This is a genomic window from Bacillus sp. AFS088145 (assembly GCF_002564465.1).
Classification (GTDB): domain Bacteria; phylum Bacillota; class Bacilli; order Bacillales; family Bacillaceae_G; genus Gottfriedia.
Genome location: NZ_NUUX01000004.1, coordinates 88,861 through 113,973, shown reverse-complemented (window position 1 = coordinate 113,973; position 25,113 = coordinate 88,861). Strand labels below are relative to the sequence as shown.

Below are 25,113 nucleotides of genomic sequence, written 5' to 3'. Positions count from 1 at the left end.
TAATTATTTTTACTCAAGTTTTAAATGATATAAAATAGTTAATATTTAAACTGAATTGATTTTTTTGATCTGATTATTCAAATTGATGATTTTTTCCGTTCCATCTCAAAACAATAAGAATACTTGCTATTTGAGATTAATTATAGTGTTTTCACTTCAACTTCCTATAATATATATTATGTAAACTAGAAAAAAGTAAAGAGTACCAATAACTCCAGGTACTCACTTCCGGTAATATTCATTTGTTCTCCGACACAAATGTGTTTACTCTAGCGACACAAATCTGTTACTTTTGGTAAATAGTGGTTATTGGTGATTGTTTGTATACTAAAAACCGAACATTTCAATCTTGATTTACTCCTCTTTTTATTGCTTACTATTCAATATTTCGTAGTTTTTATACCTAAATGACACAAATCTGTTTACTTGGGGTATTTTCACGACACAAATCTATATACTCTCGGCACAGTAGCGACACAAATCTGTTTACTTGAGGCCTTTTTGCGACACAAATCTGTTTACTCGAGTAAAGGTTTTTTTTATCAAAAAAAGCAAGTATGAACTTGCTAAATATATCTCCCAACCACATCGCACCATAAATTTGATTTTTGAGACTTCTCTTTGTATCGAATATATGTTAGTTGGCGATTCTTAATAAAATTATTTAAATTAATATATACTTCTTGTAATGGTTTAAGTGGATCAAACGGAATTTCGTGATAATAAGTAACTTCATAAGTTTTTACATTATTAAAAATCTCTACCCAATGATAAAAATTATTTATAATAAGATCCGCAAATAGTCGATTACGTATAGATGTAGATAACCGCTCTATATCAAGAAAATGACCATCCCCTATCTCTTCAATTTCTCTCCTAATTGCCTTTTCACACTGATTTACAATAGAACTTAAAGCATCTTCAAATAGCGGTGAATAATAAGATTTAGGAGTTGTAGCGAATCGGTTTTTATTAGTAAATCCATTTTGCACATTGTGATATCCATTTAGCCCCTCAATGAACTTTCTCCAGCATACATATGCATGTGCATAGTGACACACATCACTGAAACTTCCTTTTAAAGATAGATTTCTTACACAACCTCTATGGCACTTCATTACGGTATTACGAAGCATTCGGGCTATACTTTTATAGATTGCTCTTTGATCGTTATAAGTTTCACTCGATTCAAGATAAGGATTTATTTGTTTTTTAATTGCATACTGATTCTGTTTACTGATTGAAATTGAGGTTACATAGCCACCTCCTATACTCCCTGTTTGTTTTAACTGAAGAACCCGGTGAACGTGATTTTTTAGCTCCTGTGGAGTACCTATTTCAGAAAATACAACGCGACTCATAAAAGCGTCTTCAGTGATAAGTTTTATATCAAGCATATATGTCTCCTTCACTTTTAATTTCTTTTGAAATAGTTTAAACATCTTTATAGAATGATTTACATCCATGTAGCAATGTCCGCATAAACAAACATATGGTTTTGTTAAATTTGGATTTGTTAAATTAAAAGCATATCGGCGGAAACAAACTGGACATCTTTCTATTAATTCTTTATCGTGAAATGGGCAATTTGTTACGAACCTCAATTGATGAAGATTACTATGATATCCAAATTCTAAACATTTTTCACAAAAACGAAGCACATCATTCTCAAAAACATGATGTGCAGCAATTCCAACACTTGATGCCATTTGCTTTATAAAGGTTTTGCTTTCCTGAAACAATTTAGTTAATTCGTATTTTTGAAGCTTAATTTTATCAAAGTGTAACTGATTAATTAGATTTCCTTTTTTAAAAGACAAAAAAGGATTCCAATCACATGATTCGTTTTTTCCTAATATTGCAAATATTTCACCTTGATGGGCTCCATTGGCAAAGTTCATTTTTTGAAGTATTGACCAAAGTGACTCAAATTCTTTTATCCAATTATTATTCCAAACTAAGTTTGCTTTGGAATATTCTTCGATTTGATTTTCTAAGATGATGATTCCAGGATACAATTTCATTTAAGAAATTCCATTTATATGCTTTTCAGCTTCAATAAAACCGCTGAATTCTATCGCCTTTCTAAGCATATTTTTTGTTACCATGTCAGCATTTTCACCATCTATTCCATATCTAGTTAGCAAATAATTAATCGCAAGAGTAAAATAAACCATCGGAACTTCGATTGCTTTTTGAATATTGTTCTCACGATATAAATTATGGTAAATTTCCCAAATATCTGATGTCATCGAAGAAAGTCGAAATCCATTATCGTAAAGATTTGGGAAAAAATATCGAGTAAATGGCCAAGGATCATTTACTGGATAGGTAGCATATTCATCATACCCGAGTAAACATTGGTGAAGATCTTCTTTGCACGTAATCCCTGTAAATACATACTCATGTGACATAAAACGACCAACAATTTGCATTTTACCTTCAGTTAAAAAATCATCTCGTGTAAATTTTAGCTCCACTTGACCGACTAATATCGCGGTTAAATCAATGCCTACACGATCTAGTTCGTTATAAATATCCATTAACCATTCATAGTGTAACTCCATTAAGCGCTGGGCATCATCAATAATAAGAATAATACGTTTAGCAGAGGACGCTTGTCCTTTTTGAATAAGAAATTTATATAATTTATCTCGTTTAAATAATGTTTTTTTCGGACCGGAATCCCAAAGAGGATGACCTAATCCTCGTAACATATCATTAAAAAAAGCTAACTCATTAGGAATTACTGTACGTTGACTAAGATATAAAAAAGTAGGCAAATCTTCACCAAATTCATGAGGTAAGAAATTGATTAAATATTTAATCGCCTGGGTTTTTCCAATTCGTTGTCTCCCATAAATGATCCCTCCAGGTGAATGATTACGTATCCAGTTGCAAACAGTATCATACATACGAGCAATTTCATTTGTTGCTAATAAATATGATTTTGAATAAACAGGATGTGTATCTTTTGGTAAATCAGGACGAAGTGCAAACAAGTGATTTTCATTGTTTTGATCAGTAATTGCCAATATAGTTTCCTCCTAACTATTAATAGCCATTATTAATAATTGGTTTCGTAAAAATACGTGGTACAGGTCGCTGAGGTGAATTTTGAATATTCATTTTTGACTTCATTGGTTCCTCAGCTTTGTTAGGTTTAATTGTACTAGGCATTTTTGTTATCTTGTTTTCGGTAATTTCCTTTTTACTTTTTTCTAAATGTGCGAGTTTATTTCTTGCATTTTTATTGATTCTTGCTTTCTTTCTCAAGTACTCGCCATAAACTTCTACTGGATCCTCATGACTCAAGAAATGTATTTCTTTTTGATTTTTTAGTTTAAAAATGGCTTTTCTTGTTCGTAAATCATGTTTTACTTCTGCCCATTTTCCAACTGCGGTTAATTCACCTAAATCTTCACCATTTGGTAAAAATGCACGTATTGTACGTAAATCATCGACATTAACATACAAACTAATTGTTTTGCCAATTAGTGCTGATGAATTTGCGAGCTTTTCACTTCGATATCTAACCCCTTCATATTTTATATAGGGTCTAATTCCTTTTTTTACGTTACCGCATACTTTACGCTCTACGCGTTTAGTAAAAAATAAGATTTCATTTCGATGTTGTTTTGGTAGTGTACGAACTGTTAAATCGCGATCTAGTCGTTGTTTCAATACACTAAGTGGACTAAGATTATTAAGACCTTCGTGTGGTGTACCATTGTAGTTAGCAATCACAACTTCAATTAGTTGATGTATTTCACTTTCAGTAATGCAATATTTTTTTGCATTTTTTTCTGGATTCATTCGTCGTGGATCGTGTGAATGACTTCCAGTGGTATTTGGTAAACGATGAAAACTGTTTTCCTCAAGTACTCCGAAAAAACGTTCAATAATACCTCTTCGTTCAGGAGAATTTACGGGACCTGCATTTACTGAACAACCGATTAAATTTGTTAGTCGATCTTTTACAATTTGTGCTAGGTTTGCTTTAGCATTATCATAAGAGAATTCTTCCCAAACACCCCACTGACACTCTTTAAAACCCCAATCAGGAAATCCAGCTGTTGAATGATATTCTAGTGCAGGTATCGTTAAATTCATTTTTTCTTTTGGGATAACTGCATTACGAATGCATTTCATTACATCATCCGAATTGTATTCTTTATTTAAACATAGATGATAACCAAGAACTGTACGATTAGCTTCATCTATAATCACTAGAATCCAAATACGATTCATTACTTCAACGATTACATCTCCCTCTGGTGTTGTGAATTCGATTGCAATACATGCATCTATTTTATGTCCATCAAACTGTACACGCTGGTAAGGTTTGATGATCATCGGTTGGTTTCGCTTTCCATTACCAGTTGATTTGGCATGCTGATAAGATTGTGAACCATTACGTGCAGCAGCGATAAGAAATCGTTCGTTTTGAATTTTTTTTACATATCGTTCGAGTGAACGTCGTGCAACATTTTCAGTATTGAAAGGATAGTCATTATCAGTTAAACCTAACAACCTACATTGTTCTAAAAATTGTTTATGCAAAAATTTTATTTTAATCTTTGAATCTATAATATTTTGATTTCTTTTGTTACGATACTTATCTATAATAAATTCTTTGAGTTCAGGATGCTCTCGTAATAACTTTTGAAATCCACCTGTAGAATTAGTAGAAAATTTAGGCATTGATTTTCGAGTATATTCCTGTTTTTTCATCGTATATGGGATAAGAGCCTTGTAACCCAGTATTACCCCATCTCTATCTGTTTGTAAGCATGCATTTATTAGTCGGTATAATAAAACTTTATGTACACCATGTTCATTTTGAATCTCAGCTAATGATTTATCAGTATATATAAAATCATCGATAGCATATTTCCTTTTCCAAAAAAGTTCACGTATTTCCTCTGATAAACTAAGGTCATCTACTACTGGCCAATCGTGAGTATTTAGAAGTTCTGGCTCAATATTGTGTTTTTCAAAAAAAATACGATTCATTAATATCCAGCTCCGTTCGATTGCCAAAGTAAAGTTTTTCAAGATTGGCGGTTACTATACCATGATATACAAGGTATGCAACAGTAGTCTGAACTTCTGATGGTTCTAATTTATTAAAGTAAATAATTAGCTCACCTATTGTCAATGATTCATTTTCCAATAGTTTTTTAGTGATAACTTCTATTACATCGGAATGTAACGTATCAAACGAACGTGCAAATGCTGCTATCAAGCGATAATTGTCTAGCAATGTTTGATTGTCTCGTAGATCTTTATCTGTAATAACTCGATGTATAAAACCTCTCTCTTCACACCAACTTTTTTGAATTTGAATTTGACGCATTGTATCGTAGTATTTTGGATCATCTTCTTGTAATAGGCTTTCGTATTTTATTTCACGAAATTCCTCACGACCATCACGGTATTTTACCCACATATCAATTATGGATGTGCGTATTTTTCCATCGACTTCAAATTCCAGTTTTAATGGCTGTTCACAAAAGTCAGCTATATCTGGATCACACTCAACAAATAAATGATGGTCATTTTCAAGATCACTATATAACTCTACCGGTCGTTTTATTTTGTAACTATTGCTTATCCAATAGTTATTTCCGTATTTTGTAGCTCTGGGCATTTTAATAGGTGAATACATAGTAATCTCCCTTCCATTTTGAACGGTTAAATTAATTTTTATTATTTGAGTTGAACTACCTTCCTACGCTCCTTTCCATTTCTTTCTAATTCAGATTCCTATTTACTTTTTTATTAAATTGCATCGCCCTTTCTGCCAAAATTCCCCCCTTCAAATAGAAAGTATATCGAAATTAAAAATATTTATCATTGATAATTTAAGTTAAGGTACTTCAGGTTATTTAACTGAATATTCAATCTTCTTAAAAAAAATAGAATATAAAAACGATTCTATAAAGCTATTTTTAGAAATAAAGTAATATATTTTGAAAATATACCGTTGTTTTAAAACAACATTCCTATACATGCTACCTAAAAATTGTTGTTTTTAAACACAAAAAAAAGATACATTTTATAATGTATCGTTAAATTCTTCTTATCTAAATATCCTATTTAAAGCTTCTAAATTTTCTAAGGTTTCACCTTCATCATCTACAATGCATCTTTCAGCTAACGTAGAAAAGAGATTTTTAAATTGCAATAATACTGCCGAATTGTTATTATGCTTACTTAATTTAGGAACCGGGGTATCGCTAGTAATCTTTATTATGATATCTCGCCACGACGGATCACTTATATAATTTTTTTCTCCTTTTATCATTAAGATTGCATAGTCATTATAATACTTTTCATCTATTGCTTGTAAAAATACTTCAAGATATTTTACAGACGTGTCTTTATTTTCAATAAAATTTTGTAAACTCTTTAATACTTCAACAGGTCGCACTTTATCATTAATTTTTTTTGATTTTAATATTTCTTTAATATCTAATGCAAGATTATATTTATCATGTTCATCCAAAAAATTTAATTTAGTTCTTAGCTTATCAAAATACATAGTAATCATTCCTTCTTATTAGAATGATTACTTATTCTCCTTATTAAGGTAAAATACCTTTTAATTTAAACGGTATAACAAAGTCAAATAATAAATATTAAAAACTACTGGCTTACTATTACATTGATTAGTAACTTTTTTGTGATAATTATTGACATAACAAATAACCTTAAATCATGTTTCTTTTTTGAAGTAAAATTAATAGTTTTTGTATTTTCCACAGCTTCATCGTAATATTCTTTTTCAATGAAACAATACTTTTTAATTCTACGAAAAAAACTTTCCTTTATGTCGATCTAGATTTTACCTTTCATAAACTTGGGTTAATTCATCCAGCGTTAATACATGATCTAGATTTACTGATTGTATAATATAGAATAATAATAAATTAAATCTTATGAATCTAAAAACCCAGTAAATACAACAAAAATGGAACGCCAAAATGTTGCTAGTTTTCGCTCCATTTTCCATGTCATTTTCTGTTTTGCACCTCATAACAAGCTCTTGCTTCGGGCCGAAAAATGAACGCGCTTTCGGTGACGTTTTACTCATTATTTTTGAGTAATATCTAACCCAGCGAATTGGAATGAACTCATTAGTTCTGTTTGTTACATAATCATGAAAAGTTCCTTTGAATCCGATCTTCCCTAATTCAAAATAAAGGTACCATTTCATTGGAAATATCTACTTGGTATCACCTAGCTTCAGAATGCTCAAACTATAGAAAACAAGACCGGGAGATGAAACATGAACTGGAAAAAGAAGAACCGAAGCTCAATGGATCCACTATTTTATGTGAACCTGTACCTTATCAAAAATGTGCTCGTTGAAAAAGACATCCAGTTGTTCATGTTCCACAAATTTTTATATGGCATTGAGTGCCATCCAAACAAACGATTTGCTTTCCAAGTGAATGCGCTCGATTCGGAATACACCCTTTTACAAGATGGACACTTACCGCAAGTTTTTACATTTGAAGCGTTTATGGACTGGATTAGGAATCTCACAAAAGTTTAAATAAAAAGAGACTATTCTGTTACGATTAGTTTTTTTCTCCCTGCACAACAATATTTAGTTTTTTCTTGTTATATATCTAAATTTTCAATTTCTTCTAGGTTAAAAATTGATGACAATTCCGTTTCTTGTCAATTCTTCTAAAAGAAAGACCGACGATTCGTCAATCATGTTATTCAACTAGAGCTTGTGTTCGTATTGTAGGGTCATCCACTTAAATTACTGGTTGACCAATTTTTTTACGCCACTTTTCGTTCCCTTTATCTAAGTATAGGAATGTCTTCGGTTTTCCAATCATACGGTTAAATGAATCAATATCAGAAAGGAGTGATGAGATGGCCTTAACGAAGTCACAAGAAGAATATAATTTGTTTGTCGCCGTCAGCAAAGACAAACGGACCAAATACAGCGGATCGCATTAAACTTTGACCCGTAGTGCTAAACCGTTCCATGACTAATCGCATTTCGATTCAGCGGGAATTCTAGTTTTTCATTCCTTGTAAAACCATTTTCTGCATAGTTTTTGAACAATAAAGGGTTTGTAAAAATCCACTCGGCGGTGTCTTTTATTTTCTTTTGCGAAATCCGCTCAACTTTATCATTCTCTAGCAACTTGTCGACGATGATTCCTTCAAATTGATTCAATATCAAGTTAATAACTGAACGGTATTATCTGATTTTAAACATCTCATTCGCTTCGTTCAACTCTCCGAATCGCTTCGTTAAAAATTCTTTTTTCTGCCATTCGTTCATTATTTTCATCATTGTTTCATGAGTGAATTTTTCAGATAGGAATGCTTCGAATTTTTCTGTCATTGGTTTCATGACAATTTCGCTTCTATTAATATCTATTCCACTCATTTCTGAACCAACAATTTCTTCAAATGTAAATTCGGTGCTACAAGGCGGAAATTGATGGGCTTAGGCATACAAATCAAACTCATATTCAACCGTTCTTTTGGCTTTTTCTTTCCATACTCCAGCCAGTGGGATCACAGACGAAATTACTTCTGCTAACTGATCAAAGGACGTTTGAAGTGATTGAAAGAGTTGGAAAGCCTACTGCGGTTGCGGCAGCCGCAGGGTGCAAAACGCCAGATATTTCGAAATTCTTGATTGATAATGAAATGACACCAGCTTTACCTTACACACGAGCACGAACAAAAGAAGGTTTTTTCCGAAAATACGAATATGTTTATGATGAGCACTTTGATTGTTATCTTTGTCCTGAAGGAGAAGTTTTGACTTATTCGACAACTAAAAAAGAAGGCGATCGTGAATTCAAGTCACCTAAACAGATTTGTGCGACATTCCCTTTTTTAGCTCAATGTACGGAGAGGAAAGATCATCAAATAGTGGTGACTCGTCATATTTGGCCAGAATATATCGAGGAAGCAGAACATCTGGCGTCATCATGAAGAAGTAAAACCGATCTATGCGAAGCGAAAAGAAACGATTGAACGTGTTTTCGCAGACGCAAAAGAAAAGAAAGGTATGCGATGGACAACTTTAAGGGGACTAAAAAAAATTGTCGATGCAGGCGATGCTTACTTTTGCATCTATGAACTTAAAGAAGATGGCCACTTGGACTTCGAGTAGTCCAAAAACATCATGAAAAATGAGGGTAATAGAGGACAATTCTCACTCAAAATATAAAAAATGACAAAAGGTGTTCGGAATAAGACCATTCCGAACACCTTTTGTCGACAATCTGATATCCATCTCTTTAAGGATCTTTCTTAATCTATGTATATACAGCGAAAGGAGAAAATCACTTCTCTCAGTTTTTAATCATTGTTAATGTGTTTCAAAATCAAATTCTAATTTTCTTAAGTGAACTTCCGCATCAATTCTTTTCTTATCCGAATTTATCCGTTTATTTAAGAAATCGTAATATTCTTTTACAAAAGCTTTAATGTGTATATTTTTCGATTTTTTCCATTTTCCAATTTCTTTTCTCTTTTGACTATATGCATCAACGGAACCATATTCACCTTGCAAAATCCCTGTACCTGACATAATTATCATAAGTTCATGTATTAACTCAGAATTACTATTAAAAACTACTACAAACTCTTGACAAACTTTATGCATGGAATGATCTCCATTATATTGTTTTAAGATATTTAATATGATTTTAGCATCTTTAGCTTTTTTTGATGAAAGAACATTTAGAAGATATTTTTCTAATTTTACATCAAAAGTTGGGAAGATTTTTTGCAATATGTTACTTGCTATCCATTGAAATTTCCAATGTCTTTTCTTAAACCATAAAAAGATTACTGGGATAATAATATCTCCTTTTTTCCTTAAGATTTCACCGATCGCTTCAAATTTATAAGGCAATGCATCATAGTTTTTTTTCCAGACGTTTTTCTTTCGATTCTCAATTTGTATTCGTTTCTCAAAAAACTGCAATATTTTAATTGGGTTAGACTCAGCAATAGGAATTAAAATCTGTTCCACATGATAATCAATTTGAGGGCAGTTTAAAAGCGAAATCAGGACCAATTGTTCCTCGGATTCATCAAATGAGTTTAATATTGAGTCCTTTTCAAGCCATAAATAATTTGTCCAACAATAGTTTTTTAGAATTGACAATGAATTAATCGTGATTAGGAAAATTTGCTTATTTTCACTTGAATTTGATTTTGACTTTGTTATGATCCTAACTATTTCGTTTAAAATAGCAGTATTTTTTCTTTCAATTGCCTTTACACTTATTTCACTTAAAATTGAAATAGGTAATTCTATAACATCTGAATAAAAATAAATCCCCACACAATCTAACAAGTTCTCTCCAACATTAATCCACTGATTTACTTTAGATTTTGCATAATTAATTTCAGAATCCCATAATCCAGCTATAAGGTGATGCATTACATTTTTTAATAAATTCTCCATATTTTCAATTAACAATTTCGCAAATTCTGGATTTACTAATGCGGTAGAATATAAGAATTTATGAAAGTATACATACTCTCCTTGGTTACTTATATTCCAACTTTTCATTATTCGAATAATAATTTCCATCCAGTCTTTTTGGTTTTCTTTTGTAATGTCTTTTGAAAATTTTTCAATTTGAATGGTTCTATCTATTTTAGCTTCGTTCCACTCCATTTCTTCAGAATAATCATGATCGTATCCAACTAATACCCTAAACACATTATAATTGTAATTTGAATGTAAATTTCTTTCTAATTCAAATATTTCTTTAATAGTACCATGTCTTTTTTTAAACCACTTTACCTGTTTATCGATTTCCTTCATTACTTCAAACGGTAAACTGTATTGGTCAAGGATGGATAGATACCATTGAATGAGACATTTAGTATTGTTCTTAACCATTTCTTCGATTTCATCGCCATAATTTCCTCGATACGGAGTATTTGTAGATTCATTTAGTAATTCAATAATGGATATCATTTTATTTACATCAATTGCTTCACTAAACAAATCCATTAAAAACTGAATTACTTCATCTCTAATATTTTTTAATTGATCTTCAGCCTTTAATAAACCATGCCCATAACTGATTGAATTATAATCGTTCATGGATGTATCTTCGTATTCTAATTTTAAAATTTCACTAAAAATAATTTTAAGTAATCTTAGGCTATTTAGTTTTTTTACTTTGCTCCACTTTTTCACTTCATCTAAAATGAGGCATTGAACTGAAATTCCTACCTGCTGTAGAACCTTTAAGTAGTATTTACACATATTTCTTAAATGATTTTCAGCTTTATCTTTTATTTGTTTATTTTTATTTAATGCTAAATCTACTAACAAAGCAAAAACTTGTTGAGGATATTTGTATTTAATATAATTGGACATTTCTATACATTCGTTAATAATGTGATGATGCTCATATCCAAATCCGAACGTGCGATCAATCTTTGATTTTAACTTTTTCGATCTCACTATAACGGATTTCAAAAAATCAATGGATTTTATTTCCAATGGGAATTTATCACCATATTTTGAAACATTCTGTGCTAATAATGATAAACGTTCATACATTTCATTCAGGTCCTTTGATTCTAAAATTAGATTTAAAAATTTGATATCGAATATTTTTACTCCGTTTTGCAAATTAACATATTCGCTATTGATAAATTCAAAGCGATAATTAGCGGGTTTAATAAAATTTTTCATAATATCTTTTAACTGATAATCAATAGAATTAAGTGTTTCAGGATTAAATTGTTTCAGTTCAGCGGTTGATTTATATGTAATTTTATGTGAAATTTCAGACCATGCATGAAATAAGACTGTTGTTAACTGAATTTCGCATAAAATACCTTCAAATAGAGTCCATTCAGTAGCGCTCAATTGTTCATTTTTTAATTTAACTACTAAATGATGAGCATTGTACCCATCTTCGGAGTGACGAATATTACTTTTGACTATATCAAATTCATTATGTAAGAATTGGAAAAATTTAGTTATCTCACTATCTAGATAAAAGATAACTCTACAGCCAATCAAATCATCAATTTTCCTTATACTTTGATTCTCTTCTATTTTAAACAATTGTAATTTTTGAATGACTGAATCGATTTTTTTAACTCTGGAACAAGTCGTAAGATAATGAATCGAATGTTTTGAAAGTATATTTACTAGTTTTGTTTTTACTTTATTACAAAATGCTTCATAAATTTTTAAGTCTTTTTCGTACTCTTCAATTTTATCTATTTTTATTTGCCCATCCATTCCGTTTCCCCCAATATAAAAAAGATTGATGATCTAGAATCATAGGTGATTTATCTTATTATACTAAACATGAATACTAAAAACATTGATAACCCATTAATCAAGTATAAAAGCCTCTCAAGAATGAGAGGCTTTTATTTTCAATAAAACTGATTAAAACCCTTTTATTTGGAAACACTTAAAATTTATGCAAATAGAATGAGTCAAAATACAAAATTTTTAAAAAATAGGCTCTGTTTTTCAACTTTACAATAAGATGCGTTGCTAAGACTTCTAACCATTCAACTAAATTACCTCGGAATATTTTCATCTTTACTTTAAGTTGCTTTGCTACTCGTTAGCCGTAACCCAATCTTACAGTCGCAAACATTTTCATCTTTACTATAAGATGTTTTGTTACGCAATGAACAACCTCGAAACCCAATATGACAAATTTACATCTTTACTATAAGATACTTCATTGCGATCAACTGATTAAATGCGACTTCATAAGCCATGTTTTCATCTTTACGATAAGATGCTTTACTAAAACGGTATACGCTCCCTGTCGACTCTTAACCTGATTTTCATCTTTACGATAAGATGCTTTAATTAGAATATAAATTCTTTTTGGTAAGTATATCGGATTTTCATCTTTACGATAAGATGCTTTCTTAAGCATATTTGTGAGATAGAAGATATTTATGGCATATTTTCATCTTTACTTTAAGATGCTTTGCTACAGCATTCGTCCATAATTTTGGTGGTATACATCATTTTCATCTTTACTATAAGATGGTTTCTTACACAAATGTACCTGTAACAGCACCACAAACGGACACGTTTTCATCTTTACTATAAGATGCCTCGCCACAGTTACCGTTCTGAGGTGTAAAAGCAGTCATATCATTTTTATCTTTACTATAAGATGTATCAATCCGTTTGGATCCATCTGTTGCTGTGCTAACTGTTGATTTACATCTTTACTATAAGATTCTTCACTACGCTAACCGTTGCTGTTGCTATGCATCATACATGTTTTCATCTTTACCATAAGACACTTACTACAAAAAACGCGCTGGAAATTACTGCAGTACATTCATTTTAATCTTTACTATAAGATGCTTTGTTACCTTTTAGAAACCCCTAAAGGCATGACCCTCATCGGATTTTCATCTTCACTATAAGATGCTTTTGCTTCATTTTTGAAAGGTTACAATGTGATTGCACTCCCCATTTTTATTTATACTTTAATATGTTTTGTTACTTTAACCAACAGAAAAAAGAGAGATTAGTCGAATTTTCATCTTTACTATAAGATGCTTTAATACCACTATTATGCAGAAGCGATTCAGATTGAACCATGATTTTCATCTTTACTGTAAGATGCTTTGTTACTCATCGTCTCTAGTCTCAATCAGCGTTCCTTGATAATTTTCATCTTTACTATAAGGTGCTTTGTTGCGTTAGCTCTGACAGTAGTCCATTACCATAACAGTCCAGTCCGTCGGTACCTTACTTTACTTTAAGATGCTTCTTTACTTTAACCCAAACAATTTATTAATCTGTTCACAATTTTCATCTTTACTATAAGATGCTCGCTGCTTAAGGAAGTTGTAATAAGTTGGCGTAACAAAATTTTCATCTTTACTATAAGGCGCTTTGCTGCTATGATCGTGAAAAACTAGAGCGTATCTGGATCGAATTTTCATCTTTACTATAAGGTGCTTTACTACGAAGTTATTTGAGTTCTCGCCTGTCACCTTCGGATTTTCATCTTTACTATAAGAATCATTTCTACATTCAGATTTTCGTGGTGGTCTAAACACAACAACATTTCATCTTCACTATAAGTTACTTTGTTAAATGAATTTAATGGAGAAGTTTTTAATCGAAGTAACATTTTCATCTTTACTATAAGATGCTTTTCTAAGTCTTAGGTTGCTCCTTTCGATTCCAACATATTAATTTTCATCTTTACTTTAAGATTGCGCAACTGTCCATCCCATAACGACAAAGTAGCCTCATTTTCAACTTTACTTTAAGTTGTTTTGCTACAATTTACAAAGTGGAAAAGTGACGATCACACCAGTATTTTCATCTTTACTATAAGATGTTTCGTTACAAAAACTGTTGTCTCTGCACCTACCTGATCAAAATTTTTATCTTTACTATAAGAACCTTTGGTACTCGTATTGAGTGGTACGTTGGTTTGTTTTCATCTTTACTACAAGATGCTTTCTTCCATAGAACTAGCTAAACAACTTTACACACGACAATTTTCATCTTTGCTATAAGATGCTTTGCTACATGTTAAATGCTCCAAGCCCAATATCAATAATATTTTCATCTTTACTATAAGATGCTTTGCTACTCAGCGTTATGTTTGTCTTTTCTGCATACTCAATATTTTCATCTTTACTATAAGGTTCTTTACTACATGTGTGATGGTGAATGAACGACTCTATATGATCATTTTCATCTTTACTATAAGATACTTTTCTACAAATCTGATTGGGAATCATTCCCGTACACAAATTTTCATCTTTACTATAAGCTACATTTTCACAAAATTTGATTGGGAATAATTCCCGTACAAAGTTTTTCATCTTTACGATAAATTGCTTTGATTTAATCCAGTTGTCACGAGGAACTCTCGGACTCCTATTTTCATCTTTACTTTAAGATGCTTTGTTATCTAAGTATTCATTCATTACCGTTGCCGTCGCCGTCGCCTGATTTTCATCTTTACGATAAGATACTTTGTTACAACAAAACATCTGCACTTGAAAACTGTGAAACATCTTTTTCATCTTTACTATAAGATTCTTTGCTACATATATCAAAACTTCATCACAATGGGATGTATTTTCATCTTTACTATAAGATGTTTCGTTACAGGATCCAGATTGAACCCTGTGCCATCCCAACGGAATTTTCATCTTTACTATAAGATACTTCGCTACACTTACCAGCGATGATTTGTCTCTCAGTAACTTGAACATTTTCATCTTTACTATAAGATGCGTAGTTACTTCGCTTAAAAACAAATTTTCAATCACAACATAATTTTCATCTTTACTATAAGTTGTTTTGCTACTACAGCCATTCCACCTACACGTGTAATACCTACATTTTCATCTTTACTATAAGATTCTTGCTAATTAATTGGAACTCCTTCAAGGAGAATTTTCATCTTTACTTTAAGATGCTTTTCTACTGGAGGAACGACTAGATAGACGAGCATTTTTCTTATTTTCATCATTACTATAAGATGCTTTACTGCTCCACCTACGACTAACTTAGAAAACAAGGACTAATTTTCATCTTAATTTTAAGATGCTTCGCTACTGGATCCACTCGGAGCAGCACCAACCACTTTCGGATTTTCATCTTTACTATAAGGTGTTTTTTTAAATTACAGAACGAGAATGGAATAAAATAATTCCATTTTCATCTTTACTATAAGATGTTTTGCTACTCAGCACCAACCTCTACCATAATCGAACCTAGTGAATTTTCACCTTTACTATAAGATATGCATTGTTACCTCAAACAATTGATCCGCTTCCTCTTCACTCGGATTTTCATCTTTACTATAAGATGCTTCTTTTCAAGTCCCCTCAAATATCTTCATAAGTCTGCAAATTTTCATCTTTACTATAAGATGCCTTGCTACTATTTGTTCAATTCATATTAACGCCTCAGTATCATTTTCATCTTTACTTTAAGAACCTTTGTTACCTATTTTGATATGGATAAAAAGCCGTATGGAAAATTTTCATCTTTACTATAAGATGCTTTGTTACGAATTGCGAACTTCATTTGGTTACGAATTTTACATTTTCATCTTTACTTTAAGATGCTTTGTTACTGTATGTTTGCTAAATGGATGCACGCTTCTTGAAAATTTTCATCTTTACTATAAGATGCTTTATTACGATTTTCCACTTCGTAAATAATTCGCTCACACTGATTTTCATCTTTACTATAAGATGTTTTTTACTAAAACGAATACTAACACCACCGATGTGAATTGGATATTTTCATCTTTTCTATAAGATGCTTTACTACAAAGGCTTGGTCTTGCCCAATATCGGAAACCATGTTTTCATCTTTACTTTAAGATGCTTTACTACGAATCGTAATGCTCTACCGATTGCTCTAGTTTCATTTTCATCTTTACTATAAGATACTTTGCTACAGAAGAGATTTTCACAGACTTTCAAACCAAACAATTTTCATATTTACTATAAGATATTACTACCTAGCCAAAACACTTTACGCGCTGTCTAAATATTATTTTCATCTTTACTATAAGACCGTTTCTTTTTTGTTGGAAAACCAATCATTAAACAGAAATATTTTTTAAGCTCTTATTTAATAGACAACATACGTTTCTCGCTCACTTTTTAGAAAAGACGTTCGTTCAAGATACGATTCAATCAGTTTTTGTTCTTGATCAAACGAACGAAACCGCTCTGCACATTCCGCAAAAAAACCTTCTTCATCTGTTGGTGTGTAATAGCATAAAAAGTCATCCTTTCCGCCTCTATGCTCCACCAAATAACCCGAAGATACTATATCAAACCATTTTTTTCGAACCGTCATTTTATATGGTTCGAGTTTTTCTCTTAACGCCATTTGATTGAATACAGTAGTTGCATAATCTCCTGCAACATCAACCGAACGAATCAACCTTTCAAAATCATCTATTTGATGTTCAAGAACGAGATAAAACGAAAGCATATAGTCATTTTCTGGAATAATCGTCATTTTTTCTCGATACGTCCCAAAGGTTAACGGAAGATGACACTCCTCCACCATCTGTTCCGATTCCAGATCGTATTCAATCTTATTCTTTTCGAACAATCGTCTTGTTAAAGTGACAAATTGTTTCTCATTCACTAACGAAAGGGTGTCTGGTTGGAGTTCAAAATATTTTTCGTCTTCGTTTAACCAACGCTTTATTCGGTACAAAAAGACCGGTGCTGGATCGGTTTGCTTCCCATGCCGATTGACACGGCCACCAAGTTGTTCAACAGCGTCAAATCGATCAAACTCTTTTGCAGCTGCATGGAAATCAAAATCCATCCCACATTCCACTGTTTTGGTGGTCACTAGAATCAGTTTTATCGAACGATTCTCATTGATTGCTTTGACTTGTTTTCGAAGATTTTTTTTATACTCCGCATTAAATCGACCGCATAAATAGAATATTTTAAACCCTTTTGGTTCATAAAGCTCTACCAATTTATCGTACAACAACCGTGTATGCTCAACATAATTCGAACAAATCAAAAATTGATTGCACTGATTGAACGTGTGATTTGCATCGATAAAGCTACTCAAATCATCTGCTAAACGGGTTAATTCGTCTGGTTTATACTCGTAGATTTCTTCGGTTACCAATGCTGGAACCGGTGAATACGTAAATTCTACCCTTCTTTTGACTACAGGATGTTGAAACAACTCTTCTTGCTCTTCTTCCGTGAAGATGCGTTTGATTTGTTGTCCATATAATTTCTCTAACTGGTTGTGTTCAATCGGTAAGGTACCCGACGTGAAAATGAAAACTGTCCCAAATAGTTCAGAAAAGCGGATCAACTCACCCCAGATGGTTAACCAATAATGAGAAGGATAGTTTTGAAACTCGTCTATAATTACCACGGCATCGATTAAACTTAATATCCCTAATGAACCACTTCGTGTCATCCCTGTGAGTGTTTCGAAAAATCGTACATGGCTAGTGATAATGATTGGTTCAGACAAACAATTTCGATGTTGTAACCATGCATCATGCCTTTCGAATTGTGAAAGACCTAAATCAGGTGTGAAAAGAATTTCTGAATTGATCACATTGACGTATTGTTTACCAACCTTCACTTCTTCTAATAACGTATGTACAAATTGACTTTGCACAGAGTTCAACGGAAACACATTCACAATTTTTCGCTTTTTCGACGATTCGCAAATTTTTTGAGCAAGAGATAGTGAGCTCATCGTTTTCCCGACACCTACTGGTGATTCGATTAAATAAATTAACGTACCTAGTTCATAAGCTTGCACCACTTTTTTATTGTTTATTATGCGAACATCATCCATCGTCTTTACGGTTGAAAAAGCACTTTTATGCGTAAGTTCCGACGCATTCGTTTTTTGAATCACGTCATTCGTCAACAATTTCCCAGAAAAGTCGGATGTTCGAATGTCTTGAAACAACAATTCGTTTGCGATTTTCTCAAACTGCGTTGTTTCCGTACGACTAGATGCTATGCTGTCGCAAAAAACCAGTACGCTGTATACAAATTTGCAAAACGTTAGCAAGTTACCATTTGATGTTTCTTTCTCCCATTTCAGTAACTTTGTCAACTGGCGAACGATTCGTTTCCGTTCGTCTTTTGAAATCAATTTCCATTCAACTTCCATACTTTGTATTTCTTTTAATACGTTTTTTTCAATTCCGTTTGAACCGCTAAATTTAAGAAGAAAGTTTTTTAGTTCCCCATGGTGCCCACCGATAATGCCATACGAACAGATCGCCTGCAGCATCGGTTTCTCTTTCCCTTTTTCCAGACACCAAATGTAAAATGAAAACACGCTGTGACGCGTGTCTCCATTATTTTTCTTTGTCTTTAGGTACTCTTGAAAAGCTGGGTTGCATTTCCCCGCGTCATGATATTCAATCATTCCCCAGATGAATGCCAGGACTTCCTGCTTTCGTTCCTCAATCGTCGTTAATTGAAAAAACTGATCCGGCAAACAGTCGACGAATCGGTCGATCACACACATGATGCGTTCGTTCTCAATAACGAACGAACGCATGCTATGCAAACGATCTGTATGCTCCCGAATCGTTTGGTCTGGCTTTGCAAGTTTATTCCAATAAGAACATTCCACCTCATTCTCCTTTCTTACGAGTAAACTACTACATCACCCGTTGTTGTTTGATAGATAGATTCCGTTAATCGGACAGGAAATGAGCTCCACACCATCGACTTGTTTTTGATGGATGCTGTTCCAATCGGTTCATAAAATTTTAACGATTCGATATAATAATGCGCATCATCTTCCTCATGGAGATCAATGAGATCGACATCAGGTTCTTCTTGTAACAATTCATATAAGAAAAGAGATGAAACAATCTTCTCTTCTTCTTCAATTTTCACAAGTGTTTCCGCAGTGTATTTTTCGATGGTTGCGGGAAACTGATTTTTCCCAAGATAAGGGATATACTCACTCCAACCGTTTTTGATATACATCGACAGTTTGGCAAAAACGTCATCCGACACACTTCCTTGCTCAACATGGATTCGGTATCTTGGACGAACCAAACCTGTAATTACGGCTTGTAATGCACCTTTTGCATTTACAGTCATCATATGACGGTGGATCAGATGATCTTCGAAAAAGCTTGGTTTTACAAGTGGTACTAACGCGATCTTTAACCCACCCAACTCTTCATAAAAAGTAGGTTGTTTTTCGGCTCCGAGTTTTGCTCGCATCCCTTCTACTACATACCCACTCAAACCAATTGTCGCTCCTAAAATACCGAGTATATCGGTTTTTGATACGAATAAATTCGTGAATCGATTATCACCCTTTGTCTTTTCCCATTGAAAAAACGCGAAATCACCACTTAATTCAAATGAGAAACCCTTCATTGCATCCATCTTACAGCACCTGAACTGCTTCGTTCACTACAATCGAAGTTAACACATCCGACTGCGCTCCTTGTAAAATGATCCCAAAAGCATCGTACGAAATCGTTATTTGCTTGTAAATCGAACGACCTGCTAACGCTTCTTTTGTCTCCAAATAGTTGATCAATTCCGATACATCGTACACCACTTTGTTTTCTACTTTTTCTGGTTTTAACGCTACTTTTGACTTTAAGTCGGATAGTAATGTTTTTTCACCATCCACCATTTCAACCGTGACTAAAAAGTCAGTTGCGCAATTTAATTTTTGTGTGGATGCAACGGTTGAAGGTCCAACTGCGATTCCTTCTAAAAATGCCTCGTAATCTTTCTCAGTGTAGACACATTCTTCATACCCTTTAATCGTTTGTAAAAACTGAACATTTAGTGGATTCACCGAAAAATCATATGCATAATGGGCTTCTGTCACATATTCACGTGAATACATCCCTCTTGTTTCTTTATCCGCCTTCGCTTTTGATTCAAACACCATGCGACCAGTACCATCATCGTTATATACAGTTCCTTGGCCGTACACATCAATCCCTTGTGAAATTTGGCAAACACCATGTAAATTTAAATTGTCATATACCATCCCAAAGTGACGCACATCTTCGAAAGTCCAGAAGATTTCATGAAAACGCCCGCCCATTTCTTTTTCCATCCAGCCTTTTAATTCTTTCGCATTCATGACTTCAAATGAGCTGTTATCTTCCACTTTTTTACCACCGATAATATTTTTCACCCATTTTTTGATTAAGACTGGTTTTCCGTTTTGTTCAAAGACTGTTCGTACTGCATATTTTAGTGCACGATCACTCGCAAAAAAGGTGTTTTCATATTGTTTTGGCGAATGATCAAAATCACTGTTCCACGAACTATTTTTTGCAACCACAACTGCTAAACCAAACACTTTATTTTGCATCATTTTTCATTTCCTCCGCTTCTTTTTTTGGTGTACGCACTTCTTTCAACACGCCAGCAATGTAACTATACTTTTCAAAATTCGTTAATTTTGATTGTCCACGAATAGCAAGATTTTCTCTTTGCTTATCCATTAAAAAACTAAGTAATCCAACCACATTTGCCTGTTCAATATCGTCGTATCCACTTTCAATTCGGTGATTGATGACTGCTAAGATGCCATCAACTGTCGATTGACGAAGCAACTTCTTCACCAAACTTTCTTTGTTTCGAGACGAACGTGCAGCGATCCCTCCAATTTTCCCTAAATAATAAAGCGTTTCTTCTGGTGTCATCGGTTCATTCAAATTTTCTTTCAACATTTCTGATTGATTCAATACGTTCACGACCTTTCGATTGTAGTGTAGAGTGCCTAACAATGTATCTTGCACAAATAACAAATCAAGCAAAAGTTTGACCGGAGGAATCTCTTTCTTTTCGACCGCATAAGCAGCGATTCGTTGCGATAAATTGCGATAAACGCCGTCTTCCAATCTCTTCCCGGCTTTTTTATACAAACGCTTTTTATAGTATTCAAGAATACTTGAACGTTCATCTGGTTGCCGTATGCAAAAGGCGTCCAGCACTCGATTTAACTTATTACTAAACAGAGCAGTTATTTCGTCAGATCTCCCAGTATAAGGATCCTTCGGGTAGTACCCTTCATAATTGACGAGCATCCGTTGGTTCATCTTCTTCTCTTCCCGAATGTCGATGATTGCTATTTCTCGCATTGAAAAATTTCCATTTTTGTCACAAACGATTTGCATTTCTTTTGTTAGGCTTTCGATTTCAACCACTTCATCTTTGATTAAAAAACGATAGCCACTTTCATCGGTATCACCTTGTTTATTTACAATCGCCACTAATGTGCGATTTAAAAACATCTCTAGAAATGTTGCGGTTGGAAATTCATCTTGACTCGACGTCGAGTGTGATCTTGCATTTTTTAACAATGGTTTTTCTGGTGTCGGCACTTCAAAATTCAATTCAACTCTTTCGGTCAATAATTTGTTAATCGAATAATTTGGTGTTTCTGGTATTTGTCGTTTGAAGACTTTTTCCCATAAAAACAAAGCATTCTCCACCGCGTAGACCAAAGCGTTCAGTGTTTTCTTTTGTTTAATTTCTTCCCAATTAAACGGAATGGATAGACCAGTCTCGTGAAACAGTTTCGTTAAAAATGCTTCTATTTCGTTATCTTTCAAACTAAGCGATAACAAACTATTAAAATTAATGAAATATTCATATCCTAATTCACTCGGCTCATTGCCTAACGCATCTGACAAATCCTGACATACCACTTGATAGAACTCCATTAGAATTTGGAACTTTAATGACTCATTCTGGATCTCACTGTTTACTTCAAGTGGTCTTGAACCGTTTATGACTAAATCTTGAAAATCTTTAGGTCCCGTTTTATTAGTATATTTACGCGTAATGTAGTAATCAGAATAGGAGCCTGAATTCAAATTTTTGTATAAATGACCAGTCGCTGGACCAACCAACTTACGATACTGTCCATTGGAAATGCCCATTCCGAAAAACAAAGGGTGAAAGAGATCGTTATTCACTCGTAATGTGATGGATAGTTCATCCCATTTATAAGTGATCAACCGAAATGTAATCGGTTCCAAATTTATAAACTCGAGCACTCGTAATTCGGTCGAACCTTTTGTTGTAAATTTTCGCTTATAAAATTCCTCTTTCTTTTCGTCTTCCTTCATAAAATTATCAATGTAGCCGATGAGCCCATTTATTGTAGACGGAATTTCTTTTTGCAGCTCCATTCCCTTAAGGAACATTCCATCCCCTCCTCCTCTATTTCATAAAACCAAACCCATTACTCGTGTTCTGCCCTAGCCCAGATATGTACACGATTTTTTCCACTTCTTTTGCTACGTCATTATGTTGGAATACAATTGTCATGTTCGTGCAGTGGTACCGATAGGCTTCACCATTTTTCAAACGTTTTGTTTTAAATGGTACGGTGATTGTATCTTCGTTTACCCGAATTTCTTTGATGACGTGCTCGCGAAGCCAATCTAGATCATCGCAAGAGTTACATCCGCTTTTGACGTATCGATACAAAATATTTTCACGTATGTATTCTTCGATTGACTTTTTCTTTCGTTTTTCTTTCGCGACATAAACGGGAGTTTCACTTTGTAACATCCCTTTTGAACCATAGAGTATTTTTGATGCACTCACGCTTGTCACCACTACATCTTCTGTTTCTAAACCAACATACGAACGCAAGTCCAAGAGTTCTCGTTTTAAGGTGCGAATTTCAAATGTGTATGCCCGATCTTGTTGGTAAACGTAATTACCTTCCATCGGATACAAGTTACTAAAACTGTAATGCGAAAATGTTTTTTGGTAGTGCGCTTTTTTCATGTCACCATTATGAAGATCGATAAACTTTCGAATTAAAATCGCTGTTACTTCATACGATTCTTTTCGCGTAATCGGTCTCTTTGGTGAAACGGATACAAATAGTCGAAACATGTTCAGTTCTCCTCCATTCTTCAAATCTTAACGGTAAGTCTATTACCGCCATCCATGATAAGACCTTTTCGTCTTTACTGTAAGTTTTATACACGTTTTGTTTCACCAAAAATTCGACTTGCTAAACAAGACCGGACAAGTGCTTTCGTTACTGATCATGCTAATTTTCGGAATTTTTTTCTTTAATTTTTTTGATATATTACTTCAAATGTTACTGGACTAAGCTGGTACCCATCATCATTCGGTTGACATACCATTTTTTTCTCCATTCTTATCGATCTTAAATAATTAGGTATTATACTAATTTTTTACACTTATCGAATTTGCCTAAAAATTCATACCACTAAAACATTACAAAATATAATTGGTTTTTGTTCTTAATTAAGAATATAACGATATAAAAAATAACACTGACTACAAATAAAATAACACTCGTTATATTCAGAATAACAATCGTTATATTTCTTGTCAATACAAAATTACATATGTTATTTTAAAAATAACAGTTTTATAAAAGAGAGGATAATTCAAATGTCAATAATGGAGAGAATTATTAAAAAGAGGAAGGAGTTAAATCTAAATCAAACCGAATTAGCTAAAAGGGCTGGATTACGAGCACCTGCTATTAGTCAGTATGAATCCGGTCTTAGAAATCCTTCATATGATGCATTAGTCAAACTCTCCCATGCTTTACACGTTACTGTTGACTACTTAGTGTCAGGTAATGGACCGGAAGAACAAATCAATGAGCCAATGAGTAAAGTTCTTCAAAAAGTATTTATTAGTTTAAATCATGAAAAAAGACATCAGATACTAGATTATGTTTTTTTGACTTTAGGTTATCAAAATACTTTAGGTATTTTTGCAGCGGAACCAAAACAATATGCACAACATGTGTTTAATGTAATTTTAGATAAACAATTCCCTGTAGATATTTATGATCTTGCTAAAAAACTAAACTTATCTATTATATGGGGTAACTTAGAAGGTAAAGCTGAAGGACTTTTATTAAAGAATAGTAATACAATTATACTTGAACTTAATCAAAAAGATATACAAGATAACTTGACAAGGATAAAATTAACTATAGCTAATTTAATTGGTCACTATTTAATTCCTTGGCATACTCAACCAACCTATTATTATCGAAAAGATGGGAAATCTACTCTTTCAACAGAAGAGGTTGAAGAAATGGAAGCAATGGCCTTTGCAACTAGTTTAATTGCGCCACCTGAAATATTAGAAAAAGACTTATCAAAATTTTCTTCAGGAAATATCAGCTTAAAAAAGTTAGATGAATTAGCTAAAAATAAATATAAAGTATCTTTAAATGTGCTATGTAATCGACTAGTAGAATATGATAAGAATCGATTTGCAGTTGTAAGTTCAAGTAAATTTAAAGTTAATAAAGTGCTTTCTGGAAACATAATGATTGAAGTAAATCAAGAAGTGAATCAGAACAGTAAAGCTTTTGAACTATTAACATTAAATAGTAATGAACAAGTGCTAAGTGAAGGTCTAGTTCCTTCAAATACATGGTTAAAGAACTCGGATACAAACAATTTACTTTATGAAAGCTCAATATATACTCCTAAGTATGAATCTGTCTTTACTTTAATAACAAAAATTTAAAATGATTTGAGTAGACTTTTTCAAAGTAGAATTCAAATACAGAAGTCGGTTTTTTTG

16 protein-coding genes and 1 pseudogene are annotated in these 25,113 nt (G+C 33.0%); 3 read left to right on the top strand and 14 right to left on the bottom strand.

From position 1 onward, the window contains the following. Positions 1–566: 566 nt before the first annotated feature. From COI44_RS02025 to COI44_RS02005, 5 genes are all read right to left on the bottom strand, one after another. Entirely contained in the window at positions 567–2,024 is a 1,458-nt protein-coding gene (locus COI44_RS02025) for a hypothetical protein (RefSeq protein ID WP_098426426.1), read from the bottom strand. Beyond that, positions 2,025–3,035: an ATP-binding protein gene (locus tag COI44_RS02020; protein WP_098426425.1), complete on the bottom strand. Its 1,011-nt coding sequence runs from the start codon at positions 3,033–3,035 to the stop codon at positions 2,025–2,027. It lies immediately after the preceding gene. Between the two features lie 19 nt (positions 3,036–3,054). After that, on the bottom strand, positions 3,055–5,016 hold the full coding sequence (locus tag COI44_RS02015) for a hypothetical protein (protein WP_098426424.1): 1,962 nt from the start codon (positions 5,014–5,016) through the stop codon (positions 3,055–3,057). After that, entirely contained in the window at positions 4,997–5,671 is a 675-nt protein-coding gene (locus tag COI44_RS02010; RefSeq protein ID WP_098426423.1) for a TnsA endonuclease N-terminal domain-containing protein, read from the bottom strand. The genes COI44_RS02015 and COI44_RS02010 overlap by 20 nt, the downstream gene beginning before the upstream one ends. 414 nt (positions 5,672–6,085) lie before the next feature. After that, on the bottom strand, positions 6,086–6,547 hold the full coding sequence (locus tag COI44_RS02005; protein WP_098426422.1) for a hypothetical protein: 462 nt from the start codon (positions 6,545–6,547) through the stop codon (positions 6,086–6,088). A 747-nt stretch (positions 6,548–7,294) separates the two neighbouring features. Between COI44_RS02005 and COI44_RS01995 the strand changes: the two genes are divergently transcribed. Continuing rightward, positions 7,295–7,564 (top strand): hypothetical protein, encoded by a 270-nt coding sequence (locus COI44_RS01995; RefSeq protein WP_098426420.1) that lies wholly within the window; start codon positions 7,295–7,297, stop codon positions 7,562–7,564. 435 nt (positions 7,565–7,999) lie between these two features. Here COI44_RS01995 and COI44_RS23825 read toward each other — a convergent pair whose 3' ends face one another. Together COI44_RS23825 and COI44_RS01990 are read right to left on the bottom strand one after the other, a co-directional pair. Next, positions 8,000–8,212 carry a hypothetical protein gene (locus COI44_RS23825; protein ID WP_142329208.1) on the bottom strand — a complete coding sequence of 71 codons (213 nt, stop codon included), beginning with the start codon at positions 8,210–8,212 and terminating at the stop codon, positions 8,000–8,002. An 18-nt stretch (positions 8,213–8,230) separates the two neighbouring features. Then, a complete protein-coding gene (locus COI44_RS01990; protein ID WP_098426419.1) occupies positions 8,231–8,422 on the bottom strand; it encodes a hypothetical protein in 192 nt (63 codons plus the stop codon). Positions 8,423–8,598: 176 nt separating this feature from the next. Here COI44_RS01990 and COI44_RS01985 point away from each other — a divergent pair. Continuing rightward, a pseudogene (locus COI44_RS01985) lies at positions 8,599–9,176 on the top strand (transposase); the annotation flags it as partial. 182 nt (positions 9,177–9,358) lie between these two features. On the opposite strand, the gene COI44_RS01980 reads toward COI44_RS01985, so the two are convergent. The 7 genes from COI44_RS01980 to COI44_RS01955 all read right to left on the bottom strand — a co-directional run bounded on the left by COI44_RS01980 (position 9,359) and on the right by COI44_RS01955 (position 23,424). Continuing rightward, positions 9,359–12,274: a GTP pyrophosphokinase gene (locus tag COI44_RS01980; RefSeq protein WP_098426418.1), complete on the bottom strand. Its 2,916-nt coding sequence runs from the start codon at positions 12,272–12,274 to the stop codon at positions 9,359–9,361. A 2,285-nt stretch (positions 12,275–14,559) separates the two neighbouring features. Further along, positions 14,560–14,778, bottom strand: coding sequence for a hypothetical protein (locus COI44_RS24935; protein ID WP_483295455.1), 219 nt, complete (start codon positions 14,776–14,778; stop codon positions 14,560–14,562). Positions 14,779–16,633: 1,855 nt separating this feature from the next. Further along, entirely contained in the window at positions 16,634–19,045 is a 2,412-nt protein-coding gene (locus COI44_RS01975; protein ID WP_286163712.1) for a CRISPR-associated endonuclease Cas3'', read from the bottom strand. 122 nt (positions 19,046–19,167) lie between these two features. Further along, the gene (locus COI44_RS01970) at positions 19,168–19,926 is read right to left on the bottom strand and encodes a Cas5 family CRISPR-associated protein (RefSeq protein WP_098426416.1); all 759 of its coding nucleotides are present in this window, start codon (positions 19,924–19,926) and stop codon (positions 19,168–19,170) included. A gap of 1 nt (position 19,927) precedes the next feature. Then, a complete protein-coding gene (locus tag COI44_RS01965) occupies positions 19,928–20,881 on the bottom strand; it encodes a type I CRISPR-associated protein Cas7 (RefSeq protein WP_098426415.1) in 954 nt (317 codons plus the stop codon). Further along, positions 20,868–22,721 (bottom strand): hypothetical protein, encoded by a 1,854-nt coding sequence (locus tag COI44_RS01960; RefSeq protein WP_098426414.1) that lies wholly within the window; start codon positions 22,719–22,721, stop codon positions 20,868–20,870. The genes COI44_RS01965 and COI44_RS01960 overlap by 14 nt, the downstream gene beginning before the upstream one ends. Before the next feature lie 16 nt (positions 22,722–22,737). After that, positions 22,738–23,424: a hypothetical protein gene (locus COI44_RS01955; RefSeq protein ID WP_098426413.1), complete on the bottom strand. Its 687-nt coding sequence runs from the start codon at positions 23,422–23,424 to the stop codon at positions 22,738–22,740. A gap of 531 nt (positions 23,425–23,955) precedes the next feature. Here COI44_RS01955 and COI44_RS01950 point away from each other — a divergent pair. Beyond that, positions 23,956–25,056: a helix-turn-helix domain-containing protein gene (locus tag COI44_RS01950; protein WP_098426412.1), complete on the top strand. Its 1,101-nt coding sequence runs from the start codon at positions 23,956–23,958 to the stop codon at positions 25,054–25,056. Positions 25,057–25,113 lie beyond the last annotated feature (57 nt).

Bases quoted from the DNA above. Each gene is read 5' to 3' on its own strand.
- COI44_RS02025 (WP_098426426.1), bottom strand. From the start codon at position 2,024: ATGAAATTGTATCCTGGAATCATCATCTTAGAAAATCAAATCGAAGAA.
- COI44_RS02015 (WP_098426424.1), bottom strand. From the start codon at position 5,016: ATGAATCGTATTTTTTTTGAAAAACACAATATTGAGCCAGAACTTCTA.
- COI44_RS02010 (WP_098426423.1), bottom strand. From the start codon at position 5,671: ATGTATTCACCTATTAAAATGCCCAGAGCTACAAAATACGGAAATAAC.
- COI44_RS02005 (WP_098426422.1), bottom strand. From the start codon at position 6,547: ATGTATTTTGATAAGCTAAGAACTAAATTAAATTTTTTGGATGAACAT.
- COI44_RS01995 (WP_098426420.1), top strand. From the start codon at position 7,295: ATGAACTGGAAAAAGAAGAACCGAAGCTCAATGGATCCACTATTTTAT.
- COI44_RS01990 (WP_098426419.1), bottom strand. From the start codon at position 8,422: ATGAGTGGAATAGATATTAATAGAAGCGAAATTGTCATGAAACCAATG.
- COI44_RS01980 (WP_098426418.1), bottom strand. From the start codon at position 12,274: ATGGATGGGCAAATAAAAATAGATAAAATTGAAGAGTACGAAAAAGAC.
- COI44_RS24935 (WP_483295455.1), bottom strand. From the start codon at position 14,778: ATGATTCCCAATCAGATTTGTAGAAAAGTATCTTATAGTAAAGATGAA.
- COI44_RS01975 (WP_286163712.1), bottom strand. From the start codon at position 19,045: ATGTGTGTGATCGACCGATTCGTCGACTGTTTGCCGGATCAGTTTTTT.
- COI44_RS01970 (WP_098426416.1), bottom strand. From the start codon at position 19,926: ATGGATGCAATGAAGGGTTTCTCATTTGAATTAAGTGGTGATTTCGCG.
- COI44_RS01965 (WP_098426415.1), bottom strand. From the start codon at position 20,881: ATGATGCAAAATAAAGTGTTTGGTTTAGCAGTTGTGGTTGCAAAAAAT.
- COI44_RS01960 (WP_098426414.1), bottom strand. From the start codon at position 22,721: ATGTTCCTTAAGGGAATGGAGCTGCAAAAAGAAATTCCGTCTACAATA.
- COI44_RS01955 (WP_098426413.1), bottom strand. From the start codon at position 23,424: ATGTTTCGACTATTTGTATCCGTTTCACCAAAGAGACCGATTACGCGA.
- COI44_RS01950 (WP_098426412.1), top strand. From the start codon at position 23,956: ATGTCAATAATGGAGAGAATTATTAAAAAGAGGAAGGAGTTAAATCTA.